Below are 24,045 nucleotides of genomic sequence, written 5' to 3' on the forward strand. Positions count from 1 at the left end.
TTATAAAACCTCCGGTGCTAATGATACAATTTTCATGAACTGTTTCTCACGCAATTCTCTGGCAACTGGGCCGAAGATACGTGTTCCACGAGGTTCATCGTTATTATTTAACAATACTGCAGCGTTGTCATCGAAGCGAATGTAAGAACCATCTTTACGACGGATCTCTTTTTTCGTACGAACTACAACTGCTTTTGAAACTGATCCTTTTTTCACGTTTCCTGAAGGTAGTGCGCTCTTTACGGTAACAACAATTTTATCACCGATAGATGCATAACGCTTGCGCGTACCGCCTAACACACGGATTACTAAAACTTCTTTAGCTCCGCTGTTGTCAGCTACATTTAGTCTTGATTCCTGTTGTACCATTATTTAGCCCTTTCTAAAATTTCTACTAATCTCCAGTTCTTAGTTTTACTCAGCGGACGTGTTTCCATAATTAATACCGTATCGCCGATACCGCAGGTATTTTGTTCGTCATGAGCTTTAAATTTAGTAGTTTTCTTAACGAATTTACCGTAAATAGGGTGTTTCACTTTACGTTCAACCGCTACTACGATAGATTTGTCCATCTTGTTGCTAACTACTAAGCCGATTCTTGTTTTTCTTAAATTTCTTTCCATTTCGACTTAAATTTTATGCCTCAGCGGCTGTTTCAGATTTTGCTGCATTATTACGCTTTGAAATCTCAGTAGCGAGACGAGCGATAGTTTTGCGAGCTGCTTTGATCACGTTTGGATTCTCAATAGCAGAAACAGCATGTGCAAATTTCAATTTGTTTAAGGCAGCTTTCTCTTCAGCAAGACGAGCTGTTAAATCCTCAGTTGATAATTCTACGATTTCTGAATTTTTCATTTTTCAATTTGTTGTGCCGGGTTATCTCGAGTGTTAAAGCGGCCTTACTGGTAACGGCAGTAAGGCTAGACTCTTGACATTACCGACGATTATTATGCTTCAACGTAATCTCTACGTATCACAAATTTCGTTTGAACCGGTAATTTTTGTGCAGCTAAGCGTAATGCTTCTTTAGCGATTTCCAATGGAACGCCTTCTGCTTCAAATAACATACGGCCTGGGCGCACTACGGCTACCCAATATTCTGGAGCACCCTTACCTTTACCCATACGTACCTCTGCAGGTTTCTTGGTAACCGGTTTGTCAGGGAAAATGCGGATCCAAACTTGTCCTTCACGCTTCATATAACGAGTTACCGCAATACGAGCAGCCTCAATCTGACGGCTTGTGATCCATGCTGATTCCATTGATTTGATACCGAAAGATCCGAAAGCTAATTCCGCTCCACGAGTGGCATTACCTTTCATGCGGCCTTTCTGCATCTTTCTGAACTTCGTTCTTTTTGGCTGTAACATGTTCGTATTTTTTTAAATCTGTTGAACAGATAATCTAAATCTTGTTATTAATTAATCTCTTTTACCTCCACGGTTGTCACGGTTGTTATCACGACGTCCGCCACGGTTTCCACCGCGACCACCACGGTTGTCACGACGGTTGTTGTTTTCACCACCTTCGTTGCCACCACGTGATTTCACGCCTGATGCCTGACCAATGTTTGGAGATAAATCTCTCTTGCCGTAAACTTCACCTTTACAGATCCAAACTTTTACGCCAATCTTACCGTAAGTAGTCAATGCTTCTGCTAAAGCATAGTCGATATCAGCACGCAATGTGTGTAGAGGAGTTCTTCCTTCTTTGTACTGCTCGGTACGTGCCATCTCAGCACCACCTAAACGACCTGAACACATTACTTTGATACCTTCTGCTCCCATGCGCATTGTAGATGCAATCGCAGTTTTCATTGCACGACGGAATGAAATACGTGCCTCTAATTGCTTAGCAATGCCTTCTGCAACTAGTTTTGCGTCTAATTCTGGGCGTTTGATCTCAAAAATGTTGATCTGAACATCTTTCTTAGTTAATTTCTTTAACTCTTCTTTGATCTTATCAACTTCTTGACCACCTTTACCAATTACGATTCCTGGACGTGCAGTATGGATCGTTACAGTGATACGTTTCAACGTTCTCTCAATAACAACTTTTGCTACACCGCCTTTTGCGATACGTACAGAAAGATATTTTCTTATTTTTTCGTCCTCAACCAACTTATCAGAATAGTTGTTGCCTCCGAACCAATTAGAATCCCATCCTTTGATGATTCCTAATCTGCTACCTATTGGATTTGCTTTTTGTCCCATTCTTAATATTATTAGTTGTTAACGTTATTAATACTGTCTACTACCAAAGTTACATGGTTTGAACGCTTGCGAATTCTATAGCCACGACCTTGTGGTGCTGGACGTAATCTCTTCAATTGACGACCGCCACCTACAGATACTTCCTTAACAAACAATCCACCGTCTTCTACAGAAGAACCTTCGTTGTGTGCTTCCCAGTTTTTGATCGCTGATAATAATAATTTCTCAACGCGGATTGAAGCTTCTTTACCTGAATGTTTAAGGATGTAAAGTGCGTTCTCTACTTTCTGTCCACGGATAAGATCCACTACTAGACGCATCTTACGAGGTGAAGTAGGGCAATTCAATAACTTGGCAGTAGAAGCTCCTCCTACTTGAGCTTTTGCCTGCTCCTTGCGCTGCTTAATTAAAACAGACTTTTTGAGTTTTTTTGTTGCTTCCATTACCTATTATTTTTTCTTTTCTGCGTGGCCTCTGAAAGTACGCGTAGGCGCAAATTCACCAAGCTTGTGACCAACCATATTTTCTGTTACATAAACCGGAATGAATTTATTCCCGTTGTGCACTGCGAAGGTATGACCAACAAAATCAGGTGAAATCATTGATCTACGAGACCAAGTTTTGATTACTGATTTCTTGTTTGTTTCATTCATAGAAAGAACTTTTCTTTCTAAGTTGTGATCGATATAAGGACCTTTTTTAATTGAACGAGCCATTATTTTTTCCTTCTCTCAATGATGTAACGATTCGATGTTTTCTTCTTGTAGCGTGTTTTGTAGCCTTTAGCTAATACACCTGTGCGTGAGCGTGGGTGACCTCCTGATGAACGTCCTTCACCACCTCCCATAGGGTGATCAACCGGGTTCATCGCAACACCACGAACTCTAGGACGACGACCTAACCAACGTTTACGACCTGCTTTACCCAATACTTGGTTTGCTTTCTCAGCGTTCGATACCGAACCGATCGTAGCAACACATGTCAATAAAATCATACGAGTCTCGCCTGAAGGCAATTTGATAATAGCATACTTACCATCACGTGCAGACAATTGTGCATATGTACCTGCTGAACGTGCAATGGAACCACCTTGTCCTGGATTCAATTCGATGTTGTGGATGATCGAACCCAATGGGATGTTTGCCAATGGCATAGTATTACCTACTTCTGGGGCTACTGATTCGCCTGCGATCACTGTTTGACCTACTGTTAATCCAGCTGGTGCAATGATGTAACGTTTCTCACCATCTGCGTAGTGCAATAATGCAATACGTGCAGTACGATTTGGATCGTACTCAATGGTAGCAACTTTTGCAGGGATATCTTTTTTATCGCGTTTGAAATCTATTAATCGGTATGATTTTTTGTGTCCCCCACCGATGTAACGCATAGTCATTTTACCGGAGTTATTACGACCACCTGATTTCTTGATGCTAACTACTAATGATTTCTCAGGAACGTTAGTTGTAACGTCTGAATAATCAGCACCTACTCTGAAGCGAGTACCAGGGGTAACCGGTTTGAATCTTTTAACTGCCATTTCTTATTATAGTGTACTGTAAAAGTCAATAGTTTCACCATCTTTAACTGTAATGATGGCCTTTTTATATTTAGGGCTTCTTCCGGAAACAAATCCTGCTTTCGTGTAACGGCTTTTTGCCTTACCCGCAACAACTGCTGTGTTTACTGCTAATACAGTCACACCAAACATTTGCTCTACTGCAGCTTTGATTTGAATCTTGTTTGCTCTATGATCTACTTTGAAAGCGTAACGGTTTAATTTTTCCGTTAACAATGAAGCTTTCTCAGTTAAAATAGGTTTTTTAATAATTTCCATATTATTTAGCGAATGCTTCCTCCAAAGTTTTAACAGAATCTGCAGTTAACAATAATTTCGTAGCGTTCAATACATCGTATGTATTCAAATCTGATGCTACGATAACTTTTGCTTTCTTCAAGTTTCTGCTTGATAAATAAACATTGTTATTGTATGCTGGCAATACCAATAAAGTTTTCTCGTCAGCAAGGTTTAATGCATTTACTAAAGCAACGTAGTTCTTAGTTTTGATTGAATCGAAGTTCACTTCATCCAATACCACAACATTGTTCTCTTGTGCTTTGTAAGATAATGCAGATTTACGTGCTAATTGCTTTAATTTTTTGTTCAATTTGAAGCTATAGTCACGAGGTTGAGGACCGAATACACGACCACCACCATTAAACAATGGAGATTTGATAGAACCCGCACGAGCACCACCTGTTCCTTTTTGTTTGTGTAATTTACGAGTAGAACCCGCGATTTCATTACGTTGTTTTGATTTGTGTGTACCTTGGCGTTGGTTCGCTAAGTATTGTTTCACATCCAAATAGATCGCATGGTCGCTAGGCTTTACACCGAATACCGATTCAGGAAGTTGCACCTTGGCACCTGTTTCTTTTCCTGATAAATTTAATACTTTAACTTCCATCTCTACTATTTGTCTACGATTACATATGAACCCTTAGCTCCTGGTACGGAACCACTAACAACAATTAGGTTTTGTTCAGCGTAAACTTTCAAAATCTGTAAGTTTTGAACTTTTACTCTCTCGCCACCTGTACGACCCGCCATACGCATTCCTTTGAATACTCTTGAAGGCCAAGATGAAGCTCCCAATGAACCTGGTGCACGTAGTCTGTTGTGCTGACCGTGAGTCGCACCACCTACACCACCAAAGCCATGACGCTTCATTACACCTTGAAATCCTTTACCTTTAGAAGTACCAACTACATCTACGTACTCGCCTTCTTCAAATAAAGTAACATCAACGATGTCTCCTAGTTGCTTCTCATCTGTGAAAGTTTTGAATTCAACTAGTTTACGCTTAGGACTAACTCCTGCCTTTGCAAAATGTCCTTTTAGAGGGGCTGTTGTGTTCTTTTCTTTAGCTTCATCAAAGCCAAGTTGAACTGCCGAATAACCATCCTTCTCTTCCGTACGTATCTGCGTAACCACGCACGGCCCAGCCTCGATTACTGTACAAGGGATATTCTTCCCTTCAGCATTGAACAGGCTGGTCATTCCTACTTTTTTACCAATAATTCCTGACATGTTATAAATTAATTAATTAAACGTCCATCGAAGCAGTAGGGCTTCGCTCAAGACACAATTCCCCATTTAGGGACTGCAAAAGTACAAACAATTTTATAACTATCAAACAGTTAGTCAATTATTTTTAAAAAAAATAGCCCCGGTTTTTTTCCGGGGCTCCAAAATATTCTCTTTTCTATATTTTGATGGCTGGCTCGCCATCTAATAGTCGTTGATACCTGACTAAAGCCTCGACATAATAATAGTCGGCATAAGTCAATGGCACATCCACCTCCGAATCCAAGGGCAATGCCCCTACGCTATGCTCCAATAAGTAGCCCCCATTGGTCCCTTTCTTCGCAAAATAAGCGCTTGAAGATAAACTATTAAGCATGCCTTCGGCCTTTCTCAGATATTCTGTAGACTCTTTGCCTTTGGTATATTGAGATAGCTCGATCAGTGCAGAGGCAATGATTGCGGCCGCCGAAGCATCCCTCAGGCTTCTTCTGGAATAGGTCTTATCACCAGTTGGGATCTTATCCTTATCAAAGTCCCAATATGGAACCAGGTCTTCCGGTAGGTTTCGACTCTTCAATATATAGTTGGCAATCTTCTTTGCCTGATTCAAATAAGCCTTATCCTTGGTTTCCCTGTACATCATGGTATATCCGTACAAGCCCCAAGCCTGTCCCCTAGCCCAAGCCGATTCATCGGCCGCACCTTGTGCGGTCTGCTTAGCAAGCACAGCGCCAGATTGCGGATCATAATCGATCACATGGTAAGAACTATTATCTTTACGGAAATGGTTCTTTAAGGTTGTGTTCGCATGGGTAATTGCGATATCTGAATATTTCTTGTTGCCGGTAGTCTTTGCCATCTGCATCAGGAACTCCAGGTTCATCATATTGTCGATGATCACTGGAAACTTCCAAACATTATGGTCCCAAGAACGGATCGTCTTTGTCGTAGGGTTAAAACGGCTGCTCAAGGATTCAGCTCCTGTTTCCAGTATCGGCTGGTATTTGCTACTGTCGCCGGTCAATCTTAAGGCATTTCCAAAACTACAGAACAGCATAAAGCCCAGGTCATGGGTTCCTTTATTGTACTGTTCTTTTTCTAGGTCCTTCAGCTTATCAAGTCCGGCCTGTTTTAGTTTAGGATCCGAAGTCGCTTCGCCAAGGTATAACAAGGTGCCGGGATAAAATCCGGAACACCACCAAGCAGAATTGGAAAATTCCTGTTTTCCCCCTTCAAAAGTTTTGGGGAATTTATTTTCAGGTACGACGGAAACTAAATTTTGGTATTGCTCAGCGGAAGCCTTAAGCTGATCATCAACAAATTTGGAACTCAGTTTCAGGTCACGCTCCTGCCCGACTGAGACCTGTAAGCTAATCAAACAAATGGCTAAGGTTGAAAAAATGCCTTTCATATTAATGGTTTTAAATAAATTGATATTCTTTAGGAATAACAAAATAGTCATATAAAAACAAAAAATAAACAATTATTTACTACAACGTTTTCATTCAGGATAAAAGCAACAGCATTGGTAAGGATTGATCATTCGATCTTGTTCGGGACACATTCGGAATTTTCGCAAAATGGACCAGACCGTGGGGCTAGCAAATTCGGAGCAAACCGGAAGATTTCCCGAATGTGTCTCGAATGTGTCTCGAATGGGACCCGAACAGATCCAACAAAAAAGGACAATGAAAAATCATTGTCCTTTTACTAAATCTTTAAGCTATGGATTAGTATTGTCCGGTATTCAGCATCACTAAAGTACAAGCTTCTACGACTTCAATCCCATTCTCCCTAGCTTTGTCTGCTAGCTCAGCATTTTCAGCACCTGGGTTGAAAATAATACGCTTCGGCTTGGTCTTCAAGATATAATCATAGTATTGAGGCTGGTTCTGCGGACCTACATATAAGGTCATCGTATCTATGTCGGTATGAATATCCTCTGCAGGTTCGATCTCTACGCCAGCAACTTTTCCTGTCTTACGTCCAACATTCACGATTGGATGTCCTTTTCTAGCCAATTTATTGGCCACCAAATACGAATATCTTGCCGGATTGGTACTCGCACCTAAAATCAAGGTCTTTTTCATATATTGTTGTTAGGTTATCTTAATTTACTAATTCTCCACTTGAGTTATAAGCATTTTGTCTCAAAATAGGCATTTCTAAGATTTTATACAAATCATCGAGGTGATTCAAACTACCATTTGCCATATTAGTTAACAAAACTATGGTCACATCGTTTTTCAGGTCACGCACGTAAAGGCTCTTGAATCCATGCCACCAACCCGTATGGTAAACGATAGGATTATCGGGTGGGCTAAAGGTACGCCAGCCGTACCCATAGCTGAATAAGCTGCGTTTTGCATCACTTCTAGGCATATACATAGAATCCAGCACGCCTTTATTGACCAAGCGGCCTTCATTGATCGCCCTGTCCAATAAGTACATATCTTGAACGGTACTGTAAATACCCTTGTCGCCAACTGGCCCATCTAAATAATTGCGGACTACTGAACGGCGCCATACCTTATCATGTCCCATAACATTGGAAGGGGTCTTCTCGTACACCGCTGTCGAATATACCGCAGTATGTTTCATACCGGCAGGATCGAAGATGTTTTCCTTCATGTATACGGCAAAGTCTTTTCCAGTTACTTTTTCAATAATGGAAGCTAAGACCATAAAGTTTGAGTTATTGTAATGGAACCTACCATCTGGGGCACCATAACGGTTGGGATGCTTTTCGATCAGGAGGCTCATGGCATCCTGATTGGACATCGGCTTTTTGCGATCTGGCCATGCTTCTTCAGAAAAGTAAACATAGTTTGGTAACCCAGAACGGTGAGAAAGCAATTGCGAAATGGTAATCCCTGGATACGGGAAATCAGGATAAAAATCGTTGACGGTATTTTCCAATTTCAGCTTTCCTTCCTGCACCAGTTTCATCACGCCCAAAGCTGTGATAGGCTTAGATGCAGAAGCCAACTCGAACTGAGAATTGATGTTCAAGCTATCTTTCAAAAGATAATCGGCCCAGCCAAAGGAATTCTGATAAAGAATCTTTCCCTTTTTGGCTACCAATACATTCCCATTAAATGCGGATTTCTTGTGTAGGTTTTGCATAAAAGCATCGATCTGCTTATCTGCTTTCGTGGAATCATAAATCAGTGCAACACTATCTTTTTTGGCCTGATCTATTTTTATCTCTTTTTGTTTTGCTTCTGGCGAAGAACAGGAGAACATCGCAAATGTCCCCAACCCCAATACGAATAATAAATTTTTTATTGACACGCTCCTAATCTGATTCTTTTAATGCTAGTAATCTCAAATGATTATCAAGACAAATTACTATATATTGTGACAAATTACAATAAAAATTAGCTTTCTTTTGATAAAAGTATAGTTACATTAAAGTATTGCCCCATTATCAGTATTAATTCCTGATAATTAGTAAACGGTTCAATTTTTCACATATTGCAATTCGGTAAAAATTAAGGAAAGGAATTTTAGGGATTGGTCTCTGAATGGTTAAGGCTGATAAAACACAAAAGCCAGCAAGATCTGCTGGCTTTTGTGTTATTTATGGACTCTTTGATTACGCTAGTAAACGAATCGGAGCTTCGATAAGTCCTTTTAAAGTTTGAAGGAATTGAGCACCTGTAGCACCATCTACCACGCGGTGGTCACAACCTAATGTCAACTTCATGATGTTTCCAGGAACAACAGCTCCGTTTTTCACAACTGGAACTTGTTGGATAGCACCTACCGAAAGGATAGCGCCATCAGGTGAGTTGATGATCGATGTGAATTCATCGATACCGAACATACCTAGGTTGGAAACGGTGAAAGTTGATCCTTCCCAATCCGAAGGCTGTAGTTTCTTAGCTTTTGCTTTTTGTGCAAAGTCTTTCACTTCAGCAGAGATATGAGAAAGTGATTTACCATCAGCAAAACGAACAACTGGAACCAATAGACCATCTTCAACAGCCATTGCTACACCAATATTTGTATGTTCGTTGTAACGGATCTTATCACCTAACCAAGATGAGTTTACGTTAGGGTGTTGTTTCAAGGCAACTGCAACCGCTTTAACCACGATATCGTTGAATGAAACTTTCACTGGAGCTACTTCATTGATCTGTGCACGAGCAGCCATTGCATTGTCCATATCTACACTGATAGTCAAGTAGAAGTGTGGAGCAGTGAATAGGGACTCAGACAATCTGCGAGCGATCGTCTTACGCATTTGGTTAACAGGTTTCTCAGTGAAACGCTCTTCACCAACAAATTGTGGTAAGCTGATAGTTTTCGCCTCAGACTCAGCAGCTGGTGCAGCGGAAGCCGCAGCAGCAGGAGCTGCAGATGGTTTGAAGTTCTCAACGTCTTTTCTTACGATACGACCGTTTTCTGCAGAACCTTTCACTTGGCTCAAGTCAATACCTTTTTCTTTAGCAATTTTCTTAGCTAAAGGAGAAGCTTTGATTCTTGAATCGCTTGATGAAGAGGATGCAGCAACAGGAGCATCGGATTTGCTTTCTTGAACAACAGGTTTATCTTCTTCATTCTTAGATTCAGATTTAGCACCTGCTGAAGATTTTTGGTTCAACAAAGGCGTTACATCAGTTCCAGCAGGACCTACGATCGCAATGATATCATTAACTTTCGCAGCTTGTCCAGCTTCTAGACCTACATATAACAAGGTACCATCAGCATAAGCAGTAACTTCCATAGTCGCTTTATCAGTTTCTACGTCAGCGATAGCATCGTCTGATTTAATGGTATCCCCTACTTTGAAGTTCCATTGAGCGATAACCCCTTCAGTCATGGTATCACTCAATAAAGGCATGGTAATAACAGTGACACCTAAGTCTTCTGCCGTTACATTGCTTCCTGAATCCGCTGGAGCAGCTTCTTCAGTTTTATCTTCTTTAGTTTCTTTTTTGGATTCTTCTTTTGGCTCTTCTTTCTTCTCAGCAGGTGCAGCATCTCCTTTAATTAGAGATTCGTAGTCTTCACCCTCTTCACCCAATACAGCGATCACAGAATCGATTGGAACTGCATCTCCCTCTTTAGGGCCGATGTACAACAAAGTACCTTCTTGGTATGATTCGAAGTCCATTGTCGCTTTATCAGTTTCAACCTCTGCAATAAGGTCTCCTGAGTTTACTTTATCACCAACTTTTTTGTGCCATTTAGCGATTACACCTTCAGTCATGGTGTCGCTCATTTTTGGCATTCTTACTACTTCAGCCATCGTTTAGGAATGTTCTATATAAGTTAAAGTAATTATCATTAATTAATCCATGACAAAAGGATAGTCCTCTTGTACATAAACATCTTTGTAGATGTCAGAAGCATCTGGATATGGAGACTCTTCAGCGAATTTCACTGATTCGTCTACGATTTTCTTCACTTTTGCTTCTACTTCATCAAACCAAGCTTGATCAGCATATTTATTCTCAACAATAGCATGCTTTACAGCAATAATTGGATCTCTTTCTTTGTATTCTTCCAATTCTTCTTTCGTACGGTATTTCGCTGGGTCAGACATCGAGTGTCCTTTGTAACGGTATGTACGGATTTCTAAGAAAGTTGGGCCTTCACCTGCACGAGCGCGTTGAACAGCTTCGTCCATGGCGTTGTGAACTGCAACCACATCCATTCCATCTACCGGAGCACTTGGCATATCAAAACCAAGACCCATTTTGTAGATATCTTGCATGTTGGTAGTACGTTTTACAGAAGTTCCCATCGCGTAACCGTTGTTTTCACAAACGAAAATCACTGGTAATTTCCATAACATCGCCATATTCAAGGTCTCGTTGAAAGCACCTTGACGTACAGCTCCGTCACCCATATAACAGATGTTTACATTGTCTGTTCCTAAATATTTCTCTGCAAAAGCAATACCTGCACCTAAAGGAATCTGACCACCTACGATACCGTGACCTCCCATGAACTTGTGTTCTTTGGAGAAGAAGTGCATCGAGCCGCCTTTACCTTTTGAACAGCCTGTAACTTTACCAAACAATTCAGCCATACAAGCATCTGCAGACACACCCTTTGCCAAAGCATGGGCATGGTCACGATATGCTGTAATCAAAGAATCTTCTGGTTTGATCACTGACATGGTACCCGCAACTACGGCTTCTTGTCCAATGTATAAGTGACAAAATCCACGAATCTTTTGCTGTCCATAAAGCTGTCCGGATTTCTCTTCAAATTTGCGCATGAGCAGCATGGATTCATACCACTCTAGGTAGGTTTCTTTTGTTATAGGTGTTGAACTCATTTCTAAGTATTGAATTTCTTTACTAAACTGACCACAAATTTAATCAATATTAACGAGATTTTTGATAATTTTTAGTTTACATTTCACTGTTTTATACGGATAATGTCAAAATAATACCACAATCCGCAGCTCCCTCAGCAACTACTCCTCGAATATGCAACTGACTAAATCATTGGCAAGAATGGATATATGGGGGGTCCATGTAGGCTTCCTAGCTCCCGTGGTTTCTCCGAGCAAAGGACAGGTCACAAAAAAAGCGGTCTCTAAGGACCGCTTCAATTATTTCAATTTTTCTATTAACTCATCAATTGTCAATTTCTCTTGCTCTCCAGTTTCCATGTTCTTCAAAGATAATTGACCAGATCCAGCTTCTTCATCACCCACCAAAAGAACGTAAGGTATGCCCTTGGAATCAGCATAACTCATCTGTTTTTTTAGTTTTACGGCTGCCGGATACAATTCTACCGCCACTCCAGCTTCTCTCAACCTGTACATCAAAGGCAGGGTATAAGCTTCTAAGGATTCCTCAAAATTCACGATCAGCAACTTTGTACTCGCCGACCCTGCTTGTGGGAAAAGATTTAATTCTTCCAACACATCATAGATGCGATCTGCTCCGAATGACACCCCTACTCCTGTTAGGTCCTTCAACCCGAACATGCCCGTAAGGTCATCATATCGACCGCCACCACCAATGCTTCCCATTTGGACCTCATTGGTCTTCACTTCAAAGATACAGCCGGTGTAATAGTTCAAGCCTCTCGCCAAGGTGATATCCACTTCGACGATCTTTTCAAGAAGATCTTCACGTCCGAATTTCTTGATGTACTCAAAGACTTCTTCGAGCTCAGCGATGCCCTTCATTCCGATTTCCGAATTGGAAAGCACTGATTTCATAGAAGCTACTTTATCTGCATTGGATCCTTGCAATTCGATGATTGGTTTTAGGATAGCTAAATCCTCATCTGTAAATCCACGCTCCAGTAATTCTTTGTTTACTCCTTCCAAACCGATCTTATCAAGTTTGTCAATTGCCACCGTCATATCGACGATCAATTCTGGCTTTCCAACCACTTCGGCAATCCCGGAAAGGATCTTTCTATTGTTTAATTTGATATTGAAATCCTTCAGTCCTAATTTTGCCAAGGCTTCATTATAGATCAGGATAAATTCCGCTTCATTCAACAATGAGCTTGAACCTACCACATCCACATCACATTGATAGAATTCTCTATAACGTCCTCTTTGCGGACGGTCAGCACGCCAAACTGGCTGGATCTGAAACCTCTTGAAAGGAAGTGCAATATCATTTTGATGCATCACCACGTATCGAGCAAATGGGACTGTCAAATCATAGCGCAATGCTTTTTCAGAGATATGTGAGATCAAGCTAATGGAGTTTTTGGCTTCCAACAATTCAGCTGGAGCTTTACTCAAGTAATCACCCGAATTCAAGATCTTGAAGATTAATTTGTCGCCTTCATCACCATACTTACCTGTCAAAGTACTTAAATTCTCGAATGAAGGAGTCTGGATCTCGGAATAGCCGTATTTCCTGAAAATAGATTTTAAGGTATTGAAAATATGATTACGCTTATCCATTTCAAGGGGCGAAAAATCACGAGTACCCTTTGCTAAAGATGGTTTAATTGATGCCATAGCCGCAAAGATAGACATTAGACATGAAAAAATGGATGGGAGATTTGAGATTTGAGTATAGAGATATTAACCTTCTCAAGAACTTAGCGATGCTGAAATCATTAAAACCATGGAATCAATAAGAATGTTGGAAAACGATGTCTAATCAGATTTGATACCTCAAATCTAACATCTTATTTCTCAATTCTATTCTTCGAATATCTTTAAATAATCGCAAGCTCGCTCGGCAGCGATCTTTTCGGCGCTCTTTTTATTGAAGTCGCGGCCAAGGCCACATTCTTCGCCATCCACAACTGCCACTACAGAGAACATCTTGTTGGATTCTCCTTCTGGGTTATCGACCTGCATAAAGCTGATCTCTTTGTTGTTGTGCTGACACCATTCGATCAAGCGGCTTTTGAAGTTTGTTTCGGTTACTTCTAGGGTTTGGATATCAACATGGGGTTTGATGATTCGGGACAGCAAGAACTCCCTCGTAAAGGTATAACCCTTATCCAGGTAGACTGCACCGACCAACGCCTCAAAGGCATCACCAAGAAGAGAACCTTGTTTGTTTGGATAACTGATCATTCGGGCATCGAACTCAATCATCTCATTAAAACCCAACTTACGGGAAAGTTGGTTCAAGTTTGCCCTCGATACGATCTTGGACCGCATTTCGGTCAAGAAGCCCTCATCCTTGTAGGGATAGAGCTTGAAGAGCAATTCAGCCACCACAGAACCTAACACCGCATCACCAAGGAATTCCAACCTCTCGTTGCTATTTTTTACTCCATCCTTGATCATGACCGCAACAGACTTATGTCTGAAGGCCATTTGATAAAGACGTATATTGCCCGGTACGAACCCAAGCAAGTTCTTTAGCTTTCGAACGTAATTTCGATTTGGTGACAGATATAGATTATAGACCTGTGTGATAGGCATGGTAACTATAAATAACAAATAGGTAGTTGAAAAATGCAACTACCTATTTAAATGTTTAGCATGGTGAAAATGAGTACATTTTAACCATTATACTTTTTCACAATAATTGTTGCATTATGGCCTCCGAAACCGAAGGTATTACTCAAGGCAGCATTTACAACTCTTTTTTGCGCTGTGTTGAACGTGAAGTTCAGTTTGCTGTCAATTTCAGGATCATCTGTGAAGTGATTGATCGTTGGAGGTACAATATCATTCTTAACTGCCAAGATAGAGGCAATAGCTTCTACAGCACCTGCTGCACCTAGAAGGTGACCAGTCATGGATTTTGTAGAACTGATATTCAGATTATAAGCATGCTCACCGAATAGGTCAACAATCGCTTTGGTTTCACTAACATCTCCCACTGGTGTTGAAGTTCCATGGACATTGATATAATCAATATCCGAGAAATCCATACCAGCATCTTTGATTGCCATTGTCATGGCCAATTTAGCTCCCAATCCTTCCGGGTGAGAAGCAGTGATATGGTATGCATCCGCACTCATTCCACCACCTACAACCTCAGCATAAATTTTCGCTCCACGCGCTAATGCATGCTCTAAGCTTTCCAATATGATAGCTCCAGAACCTTCGCCAGATACAAATCCATCACGATCTTTGTCGAATGGACGAGATGCTGTTTTAGGATCGTCGTTTCTTGTGGAAAGCGCGTGCATGGCATTAAAACCTCCGATACCAGCCTCATTGATTGTAGCTTCGGACCCTCCAGTGATAATAATGTCAGACCTTCCCGAACGGATGTAAGTGAAGGCATCAATCATTGCATTGGTAGCCGAGGCACATGCAGAAACAGATGAGAAGTTTGGACCTTGCAACCCATGGCGCATAGAAATATGACCAGGTGCTAAATCGATAAGCATTTTGGGAATAAAGAAAGGATTGAACCTAGGCGTACCGTCGCCTTTGGAGAATTGTGCAACTTCCTCAGTGAAAGTTGTTAAACCGCCAATTCCAGAACCCCAAATTACACCAATCCGCGTCCTGTCTAATTTATCGAAATCTAAACCTGCGTCTTTTACTGCCTCATCGGTAGAAGCAATAGCATATTGCACAAAGGGATCCATCTTACGGGCTTCTTTACGGTCCATATAGACGTGTGGATCAAAACCTTTGACTTCGCAGGCAAACTGTGTTTTGAATTTTGACGCATCGAAGTGCGTGATAGGAGCGGCTCCACTTACACCGTTTACTAATCCATCCCAGTATTCGGAAACGGAATTACCAATAGGTGTAAGTGCGCCTAATCCTGTTACAACTACTCTCTTAAGCTCCATTTATGATGTTTGGCCTAATAAAATTAGTTAGTTAACGTTTTTTTCTAAGTAAGCGATTGCTTGTCCTACAGTACTGATGTTTTCAGCTTGGTCATCAGGAATTGCAACGTTGAATTCTTTCTCGAATTCCATGATCAACTCAACTGTATCAAGTGAGTCTGCACCTAAATCATTCGTGAAAGAAGCCTCTGGTGTCACTTCATTTTCGTCTACACCTAACTTTTCTACGATAATTGCTTTTACTCTTGATGCGATATCTGACATGATTTTCTAGTTTAATTGTTTAATAAATCTGTGCAAAGAAAAAATAAATATTCCCAAAAATCAAATCTTTTTGACTTTTGAAATTAAATAAAGAACAAAGTCATCCTAAATAAAGTTTTTAATACCTTATTAATTAACCTTAATCCAATAATACTAAAACAAATAAAGTTTTACAAACTTAATGCATATTTAATGATATTTTTACTTAACCTTCAAACTTAAATGCAGTAAAAACGTAATTTTGTAAATCATCAAAACAAATTGACTTGAGCAAAATAACCTTTAAACTCGAAACTGACTTTGACCTGGAACTCGATTTTGTCCTCATTGGGATCAGTTCGGTTTTGAGAGATTACAGACTTTGCCACTTTATCAACAAGCACACCGGACTCCAACTAGTCTACGGGAAGGAAGATTACATGGACCATAACGGCCATAACAAGGAAAAACCCAAGGACGAACTGGATTACCACATTCTTTTTGAATCCAAAAAAAACAAACCCGTCGTCAAAAATCACTACAACATCTTCAGATATCATAACCAGACTTTCGAATTTGAATTCTATTTGCTGAGCAATCGCTCGGTAGAAGGTGCTGCGTTGATCCCTGAAATTAGTAGCTTTGATTACTTCCTGATGATCAAACATTTTATCGACGAGGAGGATTTAGATGCTCTTTTAGAAAACATTAAGTCTATTCCGGAAGTTCTTTTAGTAAAAGAAATAGACCCAACAATATTGAAATCTAAAGAAAATCTGATATTTTAGCGGATTATTAAGATAGTGTAACTTATACACATAAACCTAATCATCTGCTTTAAGGGGAGAATAAAGCAGGAAAAGACTTAATAGAGAATATAAATTTAAAATTTAATTTAAATGGATAAACTAAAAAAGCGGACCAAAATTGTTGCCACACTAGGTCCGGCTTCTTCAAAAAAAGATGTTTTAACCCGTATGATTGCAAAAGGGGTAGACGTATGTCGCCTTAACTTCTCACACGGTTCCCAGGAAGATCACTTAAAGGTAATCAACACAATCAACGAAATCAACCAAGAACACCCTTTCAACGTAGGTATTTTAGCCGATTTACAAGGCCCTAAAATCCGTATCGGAAAAATGAAAGAAGGTGGTGCAATCCTTGTCAACGGTAGCACAGTAGAAATGACTACGCACGAGCAAATCGGTGACGAAAAGAAAATCTACATCACTTACGACAACTTCCCTAACGACGTTAAAGAAGATGAAATCATCCTTTTGGATGACGGTAAATTGCAGTTACGCGTGTTATCAACAAACCATTTGGACACAGTGACTTGTGAGGTTGTTCACGGTGGTATCTTGACTTCAAGAAAAGGTGTTAACCTTCCGAATACAAAAGTTTCTATCCCTTCATTAACGGAAGAAGATTTAGACAACTTGAACTTTGCACTTGACCATGGTGCTGATTGGATCGCTATGTCTTTCGTTCGTTCTGCTGAAGACATCAAACAATGTAAAGAAATCATCAAGCAAAAAGGTTCTCACGCTAAAGTAATCGCGAAAATCGAAAAGCCTGAGGCTATCGAAAATATCGACAGCATTATCGAAGCTACGGATGCGATCATGGTTGCTCGTGGTGACCTAGGTGTTGAACTTCCAATGGAAGAAGTACCAGGACTTCAAAAAATCATTGCTCAAAAATGTCGTAACCTTTCAAAACCGGTTATCATTGCTACCCAGATGTTGGAAAGTATGATCACTACCCCTCGCCCTACTCGTGCAGAGGTAAATGACGTAGCTAATTCGGTAATCGATGGTGCTGATGCTGTGATGTTGAGTGGTGAAACTTCAGTTGGTGAATTCCCAGAGATCGTTATCGAGACTATGGCGAAAGTTATTACCCACGTTGAAGCGACTTCATACCCTTACTACAGCGAAAAAGAGCAATTGGGAACTGTTCCAGTAACTCGTATTCCTGATGCTATCTGTAGTTCATCGATCTTCTTGGCGGAGAAAACTCATGCGTCAGCAATTGCTGTCATGACTTCTTCTGGTTATACTGCCATGGAAATCTCTAGCTACCGCCCAGATGCTGACATATATGTGTTCACTGGTAACAAAACTTTGTTGCGTACGCTTAGCTTGTGCTGGGGTGTGAAAGCATTCATTTACGAAAAATATGAATCTACTGATGGTACGATCCAAGATGTGAATGACTTATTGAAAGTACGTCACTTGGTAGAACCTGGTCAGATCGTAATCAACACTTCTTCTACCCCTCTTCATGAGAAAGGTAGAACAAACACAATCCGTGTTTCTGAAGTAAAATAATTATAAGAAGACATAAAAAAAGAGCCTCAAAGGGGCTCTTTTTTTTATGCATATATTTTTCAAATCATTTCTTTATCAGTGGCGATTTGAGCGTCTCAGGGTCTTGTTTGACAATTTTGCCATTCTCTTCCAGTTTTTGAGTCCCTGGCATCCTCACACTTTCCCCACCTGACAGTTTTTTCTCCAAGATCACTGAATCATCCTGTTGTTTCTGTATAGCGTTTGGAGTCGAAAGCAAACCCTTCTGCCCCTTATAGGCATTCGGGATCTCTATCGATTTATCCAAAGAATCCAGCAAAGGGATGTTGAACCTCTTTAAACTATCCTTGGAGTTGCCATCCCATTTAAATTCTAATGGTTTCTTTTTTTGAATATTTTGAGTATTTTGAGCTGAGGAAGGAATCACCCAAATCAACAACAAGATAGAAATCAAGATGAATTTTTTCATAATCAGTGCCTTAAGTCATAATTCTTTAACAAAGGAAATCCTATTCTGCTAAAAAAGCTAAAATATTGCTGTTAAAATGTGTTAAATGAGAAAATTAGCTGTTTTCCCTTATTACTTTTGTAACAAATGAAAAAAAGAAGTATTGCATTGATTATTTGGCTTATGTCCATCGCGCTGATCGGCGTAATGGCGATGCAATATTATTTTGTGCGGGAATCCTTTATCAAGGAGTCCAAACTATTTGATGAGGAAGTCAAGGCCTCCTTATCGGCAGTGGCCAATAAAATCGAACGCCAAGAAATCTATGATTTTGCAAGGGAGCAGGAACGCTTGAACCAAGAGAAGTTCAGGATTGACCAAGAACGTATCCAAAAGAACGAGAAGATCCTTGCTCTACAGCTTCAATATCAAGACAGCATCAAGACCTTGCAGAGAAGGGCTTTTGCGCATACCACCAGATTCAATTTCTTGGAAAGAGAACTGAACCAGCAATTCCCTGCTGTCCCTATCAGCAATGATTTCTATGAAACTTATTTAAAGAGAAAAGAATACAAGCACCTTGTGCGAATTACCTTGGAACAAGGCCTGACCTCGGACAACACCATTGGCGAGTTCACCAATGTGGAAGCCATCAGAGTAGTTCCCAGGGTTGCCCAAAAAGACGATAGCACCCGATACCTGATCCCCGTATTCAACCCACCTTCCACAGAAGCAATTGCCTACCAGATCAGGACCCTCCCTCCCCGTTATGATTCCAAGACCTTATCTAAGATCGAAGAACTGGAGATCAAACTCAATAACCTGCGAGGACAGCGCCTATCGGAAGCCGCAACGTTATATGACACCATCGCTATGTTAGGTGGCAAGAAAAGCTCTGTAATTGCTGATGTTGCCATGGGAATGGAATTATCCAAAAGACCATTGGCGGAACGTATCAACGGCAAGAAAACCGTCAATCTCTTGATCCATGAACTTCAAGAAAGAGGCATTAAATCCTCCTTCGTTATGGAGATCAAGGATTTCAATAAGATGCCCGTTTTCCAAGGGGTCTATCAATTCAACAACGAGCAACTCAAGGAAGTCAATAATCCATTGATCTATACCGCAAGGCTATTCCAAGGTGACCGAGGCAATGCGCCAGGCGAGCTCAGCATACATTTCCCAAACAAAGGCGGAATAATTGCTGAAACCATGGGCTATTGGTTATTCCCGACCATCCTGGCCTTATTAGCGCTATTGATCGGATGTTTTGCCTATACCCTGAGCATCATCTTCAAGCAGAAGAAGATGTCAGAGATGAAAACCGATTTCATCAACAACATGACCCATGAGTTCAAAACACCGGTTGCCACCATCATGATCGCCAGCGAGTCTTTGCGTGACCCTGAAATATCAGCAGATGGCAAGCGTGTCAATAAACTAGCAAACATTATCTACGATGAAAACGTCCGTTTAGGCTCGCATATCGAACGCGTGCTGAACATCGCCCGACTGGAGAAGGAGAACTTAAAGATCGAGCGCACCAATGTGCATATCAATTCATTGGCCAATGCGGTCCTAGAGAGCATGCGCCTACAGATGGACAAGGCCGATGGCACCCTGAACATCGACATATCAGCAGGAAATGACCTGGTTGTCGGTGATGAACTTCACCTCTCCAATGTGATGTTCAACCTGGTGGATAATGCAATTAAATACTCTCAAGAAAAACCAGAAATCACTTTTAAGACTTTTAATAGAGGGAACACTATCGTAATATCCGTTGCAGACAAGGGCATGGGAATGACCAAGGACCAACAGGAAAAGATATTTGATCAGTTCTATCGCATACCTACGGGAAATATCCACAACGTGAAAGGCTTCGGACTAGGTCTAAGCTATGTTAACGATATCATTAAAAGACTGAACGGGAAAATCTCCGTTAAAAGCGAAAAAGATAAAGGCACACAATTTGAAGTAACTCTTCCTTTAAAGGACGCATCCAAGGAAGTAGCATAACATAAGAAAGAGAAAAGTATGAATCAAAAGATATTATTAGCAGAAGATGATCCTAATCTGGGCGAATTACTGAAGGATTATCTTGAATTAAAAGGAAAATTTGACGTCGTACTTTGTACAGATGGTCAAGAAGGAATGGATGCCTTCCGCAAAGAGGAATTTGACCTTTGCATCTTGGATGTCATGATGCCCAAAAAAGACGGCTTCTCCCTTGGTAAGGATATCCGTAAGATCAATCAAACGGTCCCTATCATCTATGCTACGGCAAAAGGAATGATGGAGGATAAAACCCAAGCCTTCGAACTAGGTGGTGATGACTATATCACTAAGCCTTTCCGTGTAGAAGAACTCTTATTGAGAATAAATGCGCTATTAAAAAGAGCTTCCAAGGACAAAGAAGAAGAGGTATCGGACAAGTTTGAAATCGGTGATTACTTCTTCGACTATACCAGCCAGATCATCTCATACAAAGGTCAGCAACAAAAACTTTCTACCAAAGAAGCCGAGTTACTGCGCTTACTTTGCCTTAAGAAAAACGATGTCTTGACCCGCGAAGAAGCCTTGATCAAAATATGGCATGATGACAACTACTTTACCGGCCGCAGCATGGACGTATTCTTAAGTAAACTAAGGAAATACCTCAAAGAAGATCCAAACGTGGAAATCGTCAATGTACATGGCAAGGGGTATAAGTTGTTGGTTAGCTAAGGATGGATGTGAGATATGAGATGTGAGATGTGAGATATGAGATATTAGCAACACCAATGCTTGATATTTTAAACATATACAAAATCAAAATATATAAAGGGGCAAAAGTATTTTTGCCCCTTTTTTGATAGAATTCTATCCATCTACTTTTAAACCATGATTTCTCTCATACTCAAAGAACTAAAATATCGAAAACCCTCGCTTTCTCATATCTGAATTCTCAGATCTAAAATCTTTTTCCTTGGAAAATAAAAATCTTATCCATAACTTAGCCGACGCTTATAGAGAAAGGCAGAGGGACTAGACCCGATGAAGCCTTAGCAACCTGTCTCTTGACAAGGTGCTACATTCTACCCCGATTGGGAAAGATAAGCTGGTTACAGGAATCCTAGGTAGCCTTCTCTTAGCAAAAAGACTTATTGAAATTTATTTAATTTAGTAGAGAACTATATGCTATTAACAAACAATTTAGGCTACCCACGTGTGGGTGCTTTCCGTGAACTGAAGAAAGCTAATGAAGCTTACTGGGCAAAGAAAATCAGCGCGGAAGAATTATTGCAGGCTGGACTTAAAATCCGTGAAAGCAATTGGAAGACTCAAAAAGATGCAGGTATCGAATTGATCCCATCAAATGATTTCTCATTCTATGACCAAGTCCTAGACTTATCCTTAACTGTTGGAGCTATCCCGGCTCGTTACAACTCCCTTTTGAACAAAATCGATCGCCAATATAACCTAGACTTATATTTCGCGATGGCTCGTGGTTTCCAAGAAGGTGGCGTGGATGTAACTGCTATGGAAATGACGAAGTGGTTTGATACCAACTACCACTATATCGTTCCTGAATTCGTAAAAAATCAAGAATTCAAATTGACTTCAGAGAAATTCCTAAGCGAATACAATGAAGCTAAACAATCAGGTATCGAAACAAAACCTGTCCTGATTGGCCCTATCACTTACCTATTGTTAGGTAAAGAAAAAGAAGCTGATTTTAACCGTATCGATCTAATCGACAGATTACTTCCTGTATACGAAGAGATCTTGGCTAAACTTGCTGATGCTGGCGCAAAATATGTACAAATCGACGAGCCTTTCTTGGCTTTGGATATCGATGATGCTACAAAAGCGCTTTACGGAAAAGTTTTCGAAAAGTTAGCTGCTGCTGCCAAAGGCATTAAATTAATCGTTGCCACTTACTTCGAGGCACTAGGAAACAACGAAGACATCGCTGTTAATCTTCCTGTGCATGCGTTACACCTTGACTTAGTTCGTGGTGAAAACCAACTTGACACTATATTATCCAAAGTTCCTGCTTCTCTAACCCTTTCTTTAGGAGTGGTTGAAGGCCGTAACATTTGGAAAAACGACTACGAAAACTCATTGAAAAAAATCAAACAAGCAGTTGATGCTTTAGGAAAAGACCGCGTATGGGTTGCTCCTTCTTCATCTTTATTGCATGTTCCATTTGATCTAGACAATGAGAACAATGAAGAGTCTCTACCTGCTGAAGTGAAAAACTGGTTAGCATTCGCTAAACAGAAATTAGCTGAAGTAAAAGATCTAGCTGTATTGGCTGAAGGTGAAGTGGATGCTGAAACCCAAAAACGTTTCGAAGCAAACAAAGAAGCTGCTGAAAGCCGTCGTACTTCTCCATTGATCCACAGACCTGAGGTTAAAAACCGTGTTAGCAACATCACTGATGAAGATGCTAAGCGTACTTCTACTTTCAATGCTCGTAAAGAAGCTCAACAAGCTAAATTCAACCTTCCAGGATTTGCGACCACTACAATCGGTTCTTTCCCACAAACAAAAGATGTTCGTAAATGGAGAGCTGACTTGAAAAAAGGTGCTATCTCTCAAGAAGAATACGATAAAGAAATCGCTGCTGAGACTGAAAGAACTATCCGTCTACAAGAAGACCTAGATATCGATGTATTGGTACATGGTGAATTCGAACGTAATGACATGGTGGAATACTTCGGCGAGCAATTAGCTGGATACGCATTCACTCAAAACGGATGGGTTCAGTCTTACGGTTCTCGTTGTGTAAAACCTCCAATTATTTTTGGTGATGTTTACCGTCCTGAAGACATGACCGTTCGTTGGTCTGCTTATGCACAATCATTGACTAACCGTCCTGTAAAAGGTATGTTGACCGGTCCTGTAACGATCTTACAATGGTCATTCGTTCGTAACGACCAACCTCGTTCTACAACTACTTACCAAATCGCTTTGGCTATCTTGGACGAAGTTCAAGCTTTGGAAAAAGCAGGTATCAAAATCATCCAGATTGATGAGCCAGCTATCCGTGAAGGTCTTCCTCTACGCAAAGCTGATCAACAAGAATACTTAGACTGGGCTGTACGTGCATTCCGTGTTTCTTCATCCAATGTTGATGATGATACGCAAATCCACACGCACATGTGTTATTCTGAGTTCAACGATATTATCCAAGATATCGCGGCTATGGATGCTGACGTGATCACGATCGAAACTTCTCGTTCCCAAATGGAATTGTTAGATGCTTTCGCAGATTTCAAATATCCAAATGATATCGGTCCAGGTGTTTATGATATCCACTCTCCTCGTGTTCCTAGCACAGAAGAAATGGTTAACTTATTACGCAAGGCAAAAGCAGTAGTTCCTGCCGAGCAATTATGGGTAAACCCTGACTGTGGTCTGAAAACTCGTGCTTGGCCAGAAACCAAAGCTGCCTTAGAATCAATGGTAGAAGCTGCCAAAATCCTAAGAGCTGAATAAGCAACATTAGTAATTTATAATAATAAAGGCCGAGCAACTATT

At 40.6% G+C, this 24,045-nt stretch carries 26 protein-coding genes and 1 riboswitch; of the genes, 5 read left to right on the top strand and 21 right to left on the bottom strand.

What is annotated here, in order from left to right:
• From rplN to CKW03_RS16705, 20 genes are all read right to left on the bottom strand, one after another.
• On the bottom strand, window positions 1–369 hold the full coding sequence (gene rplN / locus CKW03_RS16610; RefSeq protein WP_002997484.1) for a 50S ribosomal protein L14: 369 nt from the start codon (window positions 367–369) through the stop codon (window positions 1–3).
• Window positions 369–623: a 30S ribosomal protein S17 gene (gene rpsQ, locus CKW03_RS16615; protein ID WP_013665010.1), complete on the bottom strand. Its 255-nt coding sequence runs from the start codon at window positions 621–623 to the stop codon at window positions 369–371. The genes rplN and rpsQ overlap by 1 nt, the downstream gene beginning before the upstream one ends.
• Before the next feature lie 13 nt (window positions 624–636).
• Window positions 637–855 carry a 50S ribosomal protein L29 gene (rpmC, locus tag CKW03_RS16620; RefSeq protein ID WP_093100404.1) on the bottom strand — a complete coding sequence of 73 codons (219 nt, stop codon included), beginning with the start codon at window positions 853–855 and terminating at the stop codon, window positions 637–639.
• 92 nt (window positions 856–947) lie between these two features.
• A complete protein-coding gene (gene rplP, locus CKW03_RS16625; protein ID WP_093100405.1) occupies window positions 948–1,370 on the bottom strand; it encodes a 50S ribosomal protein L16 in 423 nt (140 codons plus the stop codon).
• Window positions 1,371–1,421: 51 nt separating this feature from the next.
• Entirely contained in the window at window positions 1,422–2,213 is a 792-nt protein-coding gene (gene rpsC / locus CKW03_RS16630) for a 30S ribosomal protein S3 (protein WP_093100407.1), read from the bottom strand.
• Window positions 2,214–2,224: 11 nt separating this feature from the next.
• Window positions 2,225–2,656 carry a 50S ribosomal protein L22 gene (rplV, locus tag CKW03_RS16635; RefSeq protein WP_093100409.1) on the bottom strand — a complete coding sequence of 144 codons (432 nt, stop codon included), beginning with the start codon at window positions 2,654–2,656 and terminating at the stop codon, window positions 2,225–2,227.
• 6 nt (window positions 2,657–2,662) lie between these two features.
• Entirely contained in the window at window positions 2,663–2,929 is a 267-nt protein-coding gene (rpsS, locus tag CKW03_RS16640; protein ID WP_002997495.1) for a 30S ribosomal protein S19, read from the bottom strand.
• Window positions 2,929–3,753: a 50S ribosomal protein L2 gene (gene rplB, locus CKW03_RS16645; RefSeq protein WP_093100410.1), complete on the bottom strand. Its 825-nt coding sequence runs from the start codon at window positions 3,751–3,753 to the stop codon at window positions 2,929–2,931. The genes rpsS and rplB overlap by 1 nt, the downstream gene beginning before the upstream one ends.
• 6 nt (window positions 3,754–3,759) lie before the next feature.
• Window positions 3,760–4,050 carry a 50S ribosomal protein L23 gene (gene rplW / locus CKW03_RS16650; protein WP_093100412.1) on the bottom strand — a complete coding sequence of 97 codons (291 nt, stop codon included), beginning with the start codon at window positions 4,048–4,050 and terminating at the stop codon, window positions 3,760–3,762.
• 1 nt (window position 4,051) lies between these two features.
• A complete protein-coding gene (rplD, locus tag CKW03_RS16655) occupies window positions 4,052–4,681 on the bottom strand; it encodes a 50S ribosomal protein L4 (RefSeq protein ID WP_093100413.1) in 630 nt (209 codons plus the stop codon).
• Window positions 4,682–4,686: 5 nt separating this feature from the next.
• A complete protein-coding gene (rplC, locus tag CKW03_RS16660) occupies window positions 4,687–5,304 on the bottom strand; it encodes a 50S ribosomal protein L3 (RefSeq protein WP_093100415.1) in 618 nt (205 codons plus the stop codon).
• Between the two features lie 175 nt (window positions 5,305–5,479).
• A complete protein-coding gene (locus tag CKW03_RS16665; RefSeq protein ID WP_093100487.1) occupies window positions 5,480–6,712 on the bottom strand; it encodes a glycoside hydrolase family 88 protein in 1,233 nt (410 codons plus the stop codon).
• Window positions 6,713–7,031: 319 nt separating this feature from the next.
• Window positions 7,032–7,391, bottom strand: coding sequence for a CoA-binding protein (locus CKW03_RS16670; RefSeq protein WP_093100417.1), 360 nt, complete (start codon window positions 7,389–7,391; stop codon window positions 7,032–7,034).
• A gap of 19 nt (window positions 7,392–7,410) precedes the next feature.
• Window positions 7,411–8,589, bottom strand: coding sequence for a serine hydrolase domain-containing protein (locus CKW03_RS16675; protein WP_373865685.1), 1,179 nt, complete (start codon window positions 8,587–8,589; stop codon window positions 7,411–7,413).
• Window positions 8,590–8,899: 310 nt separating this feature from the next.
• A complete protein-coding gene (locus tag CKW03_RS16680) occupies window positions 8,900–10,558 on the bottom strand; it encodes a dihydrolipoyl dehydrogenase family protein (protein ID WP_093100420.1) in 1,659 nt (552 codons plus the stop codon).
• 42 nt (window positions 10,559–10,600) lie between these two features.
• Window positions 10,601–11,596, bottom strand: coding sequence for a pyruvate dehydrogenase (acetyl-transferring) E1 component subunit alpha (gene pdhA, locus CKW03_RS16685; RefSeq protein WP_093100421.1), 996 nt, complete (start codon window positions 11,594–11,596; stop codon window positions 10,601–10,603).
• 279 nt (window positions 11,597–11,875) lie between these two features.
• Window positions 11,876–13,255 (bottom strand): histidine--tRNA ligase, encoded by a 1,380-nt coding sequence (gene hisS / locus CKW03_RS16690; protein WP_093100488.1) that lies wholly within the window; start codon window positions 13,253–13,255, stop codon window positions 11,876–11,878.
• A gap of 186 nt (window positions 13,256–13,441) precedes the next feature.
• Window positions 13,442–14,179: a ribonuclease III gene (gene rnc, locus CKW03_RS16695; protein ID WP_093100423.1), complete on the bottom strand. Its 738-nt coding sequence runs from the start codon at window positions 14,177–14,179 to the stop codon at window positions 13,442–13,444.
• An 80-nt stretch (window positions 14,180–14,259) separates the two neighbouring features.
• The gene (fabF, locus tag CKW03_RS16700) at window positions 14,260–15,513 is read right to left on the bottom strand and encodes a beta-ketoacyl-ACP synthase II (protein WP_093100424.1); all 1,254 of its coding nucleotides are present in this window, start codon (window positions 15,511–15,513) and stop codon (window positions 14,260–14,262) included.
• A 27-nt stretch (window positions 15,514–15,540) separates the two neighbouring features.
• Window positions 15,541–15,777, bottom strand: a complete 237-nt coding sequence (locus CKW03_RS16705; RefSeq protein WP_079643602.1) for an acyl carrier protein — start codon at window positions 15,775–15,777, stop codon at window positions 15,541–15,543.
• Between the two features lie 266 nt (window positions 15,778–16,043).
• Between CKW03_RS16705 and CKW03_RS16710 the strand changes: the two genes are divergently transcribed.
• Together CKW03_RS16710 and pyk are read left to right on the top strand one after the other, a co-directional pair.
• Window positions 16,044–16,544, top strand: coding sequence for an IPExxxVDY family protein (locus CKW03_RS16710; protein ID WP_093100426.1), 501 nt, complete (start codon window positions 16,044–16,046; stop codon window positions 16,542–16,544).
• A 111-nt stretch (window positions 16,545–16,655) separates the two neighbouring features.
• Window positions 16,656–18,089 (top strand): pyruvate kinase, encoded by a 1,434-nt coding sequence (pyk, locus tag CKW03_RS16715; RefSeq protein WP_093100428.1) that lies wholly within the window; start codon window positions 16,656–16,658, stop codon window positions 18,087–18,089.
• A gap of 64 nt (window positions 18,090–18,153) precedes the next feature.
• On the opposite strand, the gene CKW03_RS16720 is transcribed toward pyk, so the two are convergent.
• Window positions 18,154–18,537 (bottom strand): hypothetical protein, encoded by a 384-nt coding sequence (locus CKW03_RS16720; protein ID WP_093100430.1) that lies wholly within the window; start codon window positions 18,535–18,537, stop codon window positions 18,154–18,156.
• A 126-nt stretch (window positions 18,538–18,663) separates the two neighbouring features.
• Here CKW03_RS16720 and CKW03_RS16725 point away from each other — a divergent pair, with 126 nt between their 5' ends.
• The 3 genes from CKW03_RS16725 (at window position 18,664) to metE (ending at window position 24,003) form a co-directional block, all read left to right on the top strand.
• Window positions 18,664–20,535 carry a sensor histidine kinase gene (locus tag CKW03_RS16725; protein WP_093100431.1) on the top strand — a complete coding sequence of 624 codons (1,872 nt, stop codon included), beginning with the start codon at window positions 18,664–18,666 and terminating at the stop codon, window positions 20,533–20,535.
• An 18-nt stretch (window positions 20,536–20,553) separates the two neighbouring features.
• The gene (locus tag CKW03_RS16730; protein WP_093100433.1) at window positions 20,554–21,243 is read left to right on the top strand and encodes a response regulator transcription factor; all 690 of its coding nucleotides are present in this window, start codon (window positions 20,554–20,556) and stop codon (window positions 21,241–21,243) included.
• 276 nt (window positions 21,244–21,519) lie between these two features.
• Window positions 21,520–21,618, top strand: a riboswitch (SAM riboswitch).
• 75 nt (window positions 21,619–21,693) lie between these two features.
• Window positions 21,694–24,003, top strand: coding sequence for a 5-methyltetrahydropteroyltriglutamate--homocysteine S-methyltransferase (metE, locus tag CKW03_RS16735; RefSeq protein WP_093100435.1), 2,310 nt, complete (start codon window positions 21,694–21,696; stop codon window positions 24,001–24,003).
• The last annotated feature ends 42 nt before the right edge of the window (window positions 24,004–24,045 follow it).

Source organism: Sphingobacterium mizutaii (assembly GCF_900187125.1).
In the GTDB taxonomy this organism is placed as follows: Bacteria; Bacteroidota; Bacteroidia; order Sphingobacteriales; family Sphingobacteriaceae; genus Sphingobacterium; species Sphingobacterium mizutaii.

Excerpts from the sequence above, each read along its gene's own strand:
- fabF (WP_093100424.1), bottom strand. The coding sequence starts at position 15,513 with ATGGAGCTTAAGAGAGTAGTTGTAACAGGATTAGGCGCACTTACACCT.
- CKW03_RS16730 (WP_093100433.1), top strand. The coding sequence starts at position 20,554 with ATGAATCAAAAGATATTATTAGCAGAAGATGATCCTAATCTGGGCGAA.
- rpsS (WP_002997495.1), bottom strand. The coding sequence starts at position 2,929 with ATGGCTCGTTCAATTAAAAAAGGTCCTTATATCGATCACAACTTAGAA.
- pdhA (WP_093100421.1), bottom strand. The coding sequence starts at position 11,596 with ATGAGTTCAACACCTATAACAAAAGAAACCTACCTAGAGTGGTATGAA.
- hisS (WP_093100488.1), bottom strand. The coding sequence starts at position 13,255 with ATGGCATCAATTAAACCATCTTTAGCAAAGGGTACTCGTGATTTTTCG.
- rplB (WP_093100410.1), bottom strand. The coding sequence starts at position 3,753 with ATGGCAGTTAAAAGATTCAAACCGGTTACCCCTGGTACTCGCTTCAGA.
- rplC (WP_093100415.1), bottom strand. The coding sequence starts at position 5,304 with ATGTCAGGAATTATTGGTAAAAAAGTAGGAATGACCAGCCTGTTCAAT.
- rnc (WP_093100423.1), bottom strand. The coding sequence starts at position 14,179 with ATGCCTATCACACAGGTCTATAATCTATATCTGTCACCAAATCGAAAT.
- rplP (WP_093100405.1), bottom strand. The coding sequence starts at position 1,370 with ATGTTACAGCCAAAAAGAACGAAGTTCAGAAAGATGCAGAAAGGCCGC.
- CKW03_RS16670 (WP_093100417.1), bottom strand. The coding sequence starts at position 7,391 with ATGAAAAAGACCTTGATTTTAGGTGCGAGTACCAATCCGGCAAGATAT.
- rplD (WP_093100413.1), bottom strand. The coding sequence starts at position 4,681 with ATGGAAGTTAAAGTATTAAATTTATCAGGAAAAGAAACAGGTGCCAAG.
- metE (WP_093100435.1), top strand. The coding sequence starts at position 21,694 with ATGCTATTAACAAACAATTTAGGCTACCCACGTGTGGGTGCTTTCCGT.
- pyk (WP_093100428.1), top strand. The coding sequence starts at position 16,656 with ATGGATAAACTAAAAAAGCGGACCAAAATTGTTGCCACACTAGGTCCG.
- CKW03_RS16665 (WP_093100487.1), bottom strand. The coding sequence starts at position 6,712 with ATGAAAGGCATTTTTTCAACCTTAGCCATTTGTTTGATTAGCTTACAG.
- rplW (WP_093100412.1), bottom strand. The coding sequence starts at position 4,050 with ATGGAAATTATTAAAAAACCTATTTTAACTGAGAAAGCTTCATTGTTA.
- rpmC (WP_093100404.1), bottom strand. The coding sequence starts at position 855 with ATGAAAAATTCAGAAATCGTAGAATTATCAACTGAGGATTTAACAGCT.
- rplN (WP_002997484.1), bottom strand. The coding sequence starts at position 369 with ATGGTACAACAGGAATCAAGACTAAATGTAGCTGACAACAGCGGAGCT.
- CKW03_RS16720 (WP_093100430.1), bottom strand. The coding sequence starts at position 18,537 with ATGAAAAAATTCATCTTGATTTCTATCTTGTTGTTGATTTGGGTGATT.
- CKW03_RS16725 (WP_093100431.1), top strand. The coding sequence starts at position 18,664 with ATGAAAAAAAGAAGTATTGCATTGATTATTTGGCTTATGTCCATCGCG.
- rpsQ (WP_013665010.1), bottom strand. The coding sequence starts at position 623 with ATGGAAAGAAATTTAAGAAAAACAAGAATCGGCTTAGTAGTTAGCAAC.
- rplV (WP_093100409.1), bottom strand. The coding sequence starts at position 2,656 with ATGGAAGCAACAAAAAAACTCAAAAAGTCTGTTTTAATTAAGCAGCGC.
- rpsC (WP_093100407.1), bottom strand. The coding sequence starts at position 2,213 with ATGGGACAAAAAGCAAATCCAATAGGTAGCAGATTAGGAATCATCAAA.
- CKW03_RS16705 (WP_079643602.1), bottom strand. The coding sequence starts at position 15,777 with ATGTCAGATATCGCATCAAGAGTAAAAGCAATTATCGTAGAAAAGTTA.
- CKW03_RS16680 (WP_093100420.1), bottom strand. The coding sequence starts at position 10,558 with ATGGCTGAAGTAGTAAGAATGCCAAAAATGAGCGACACCATGACTGAA.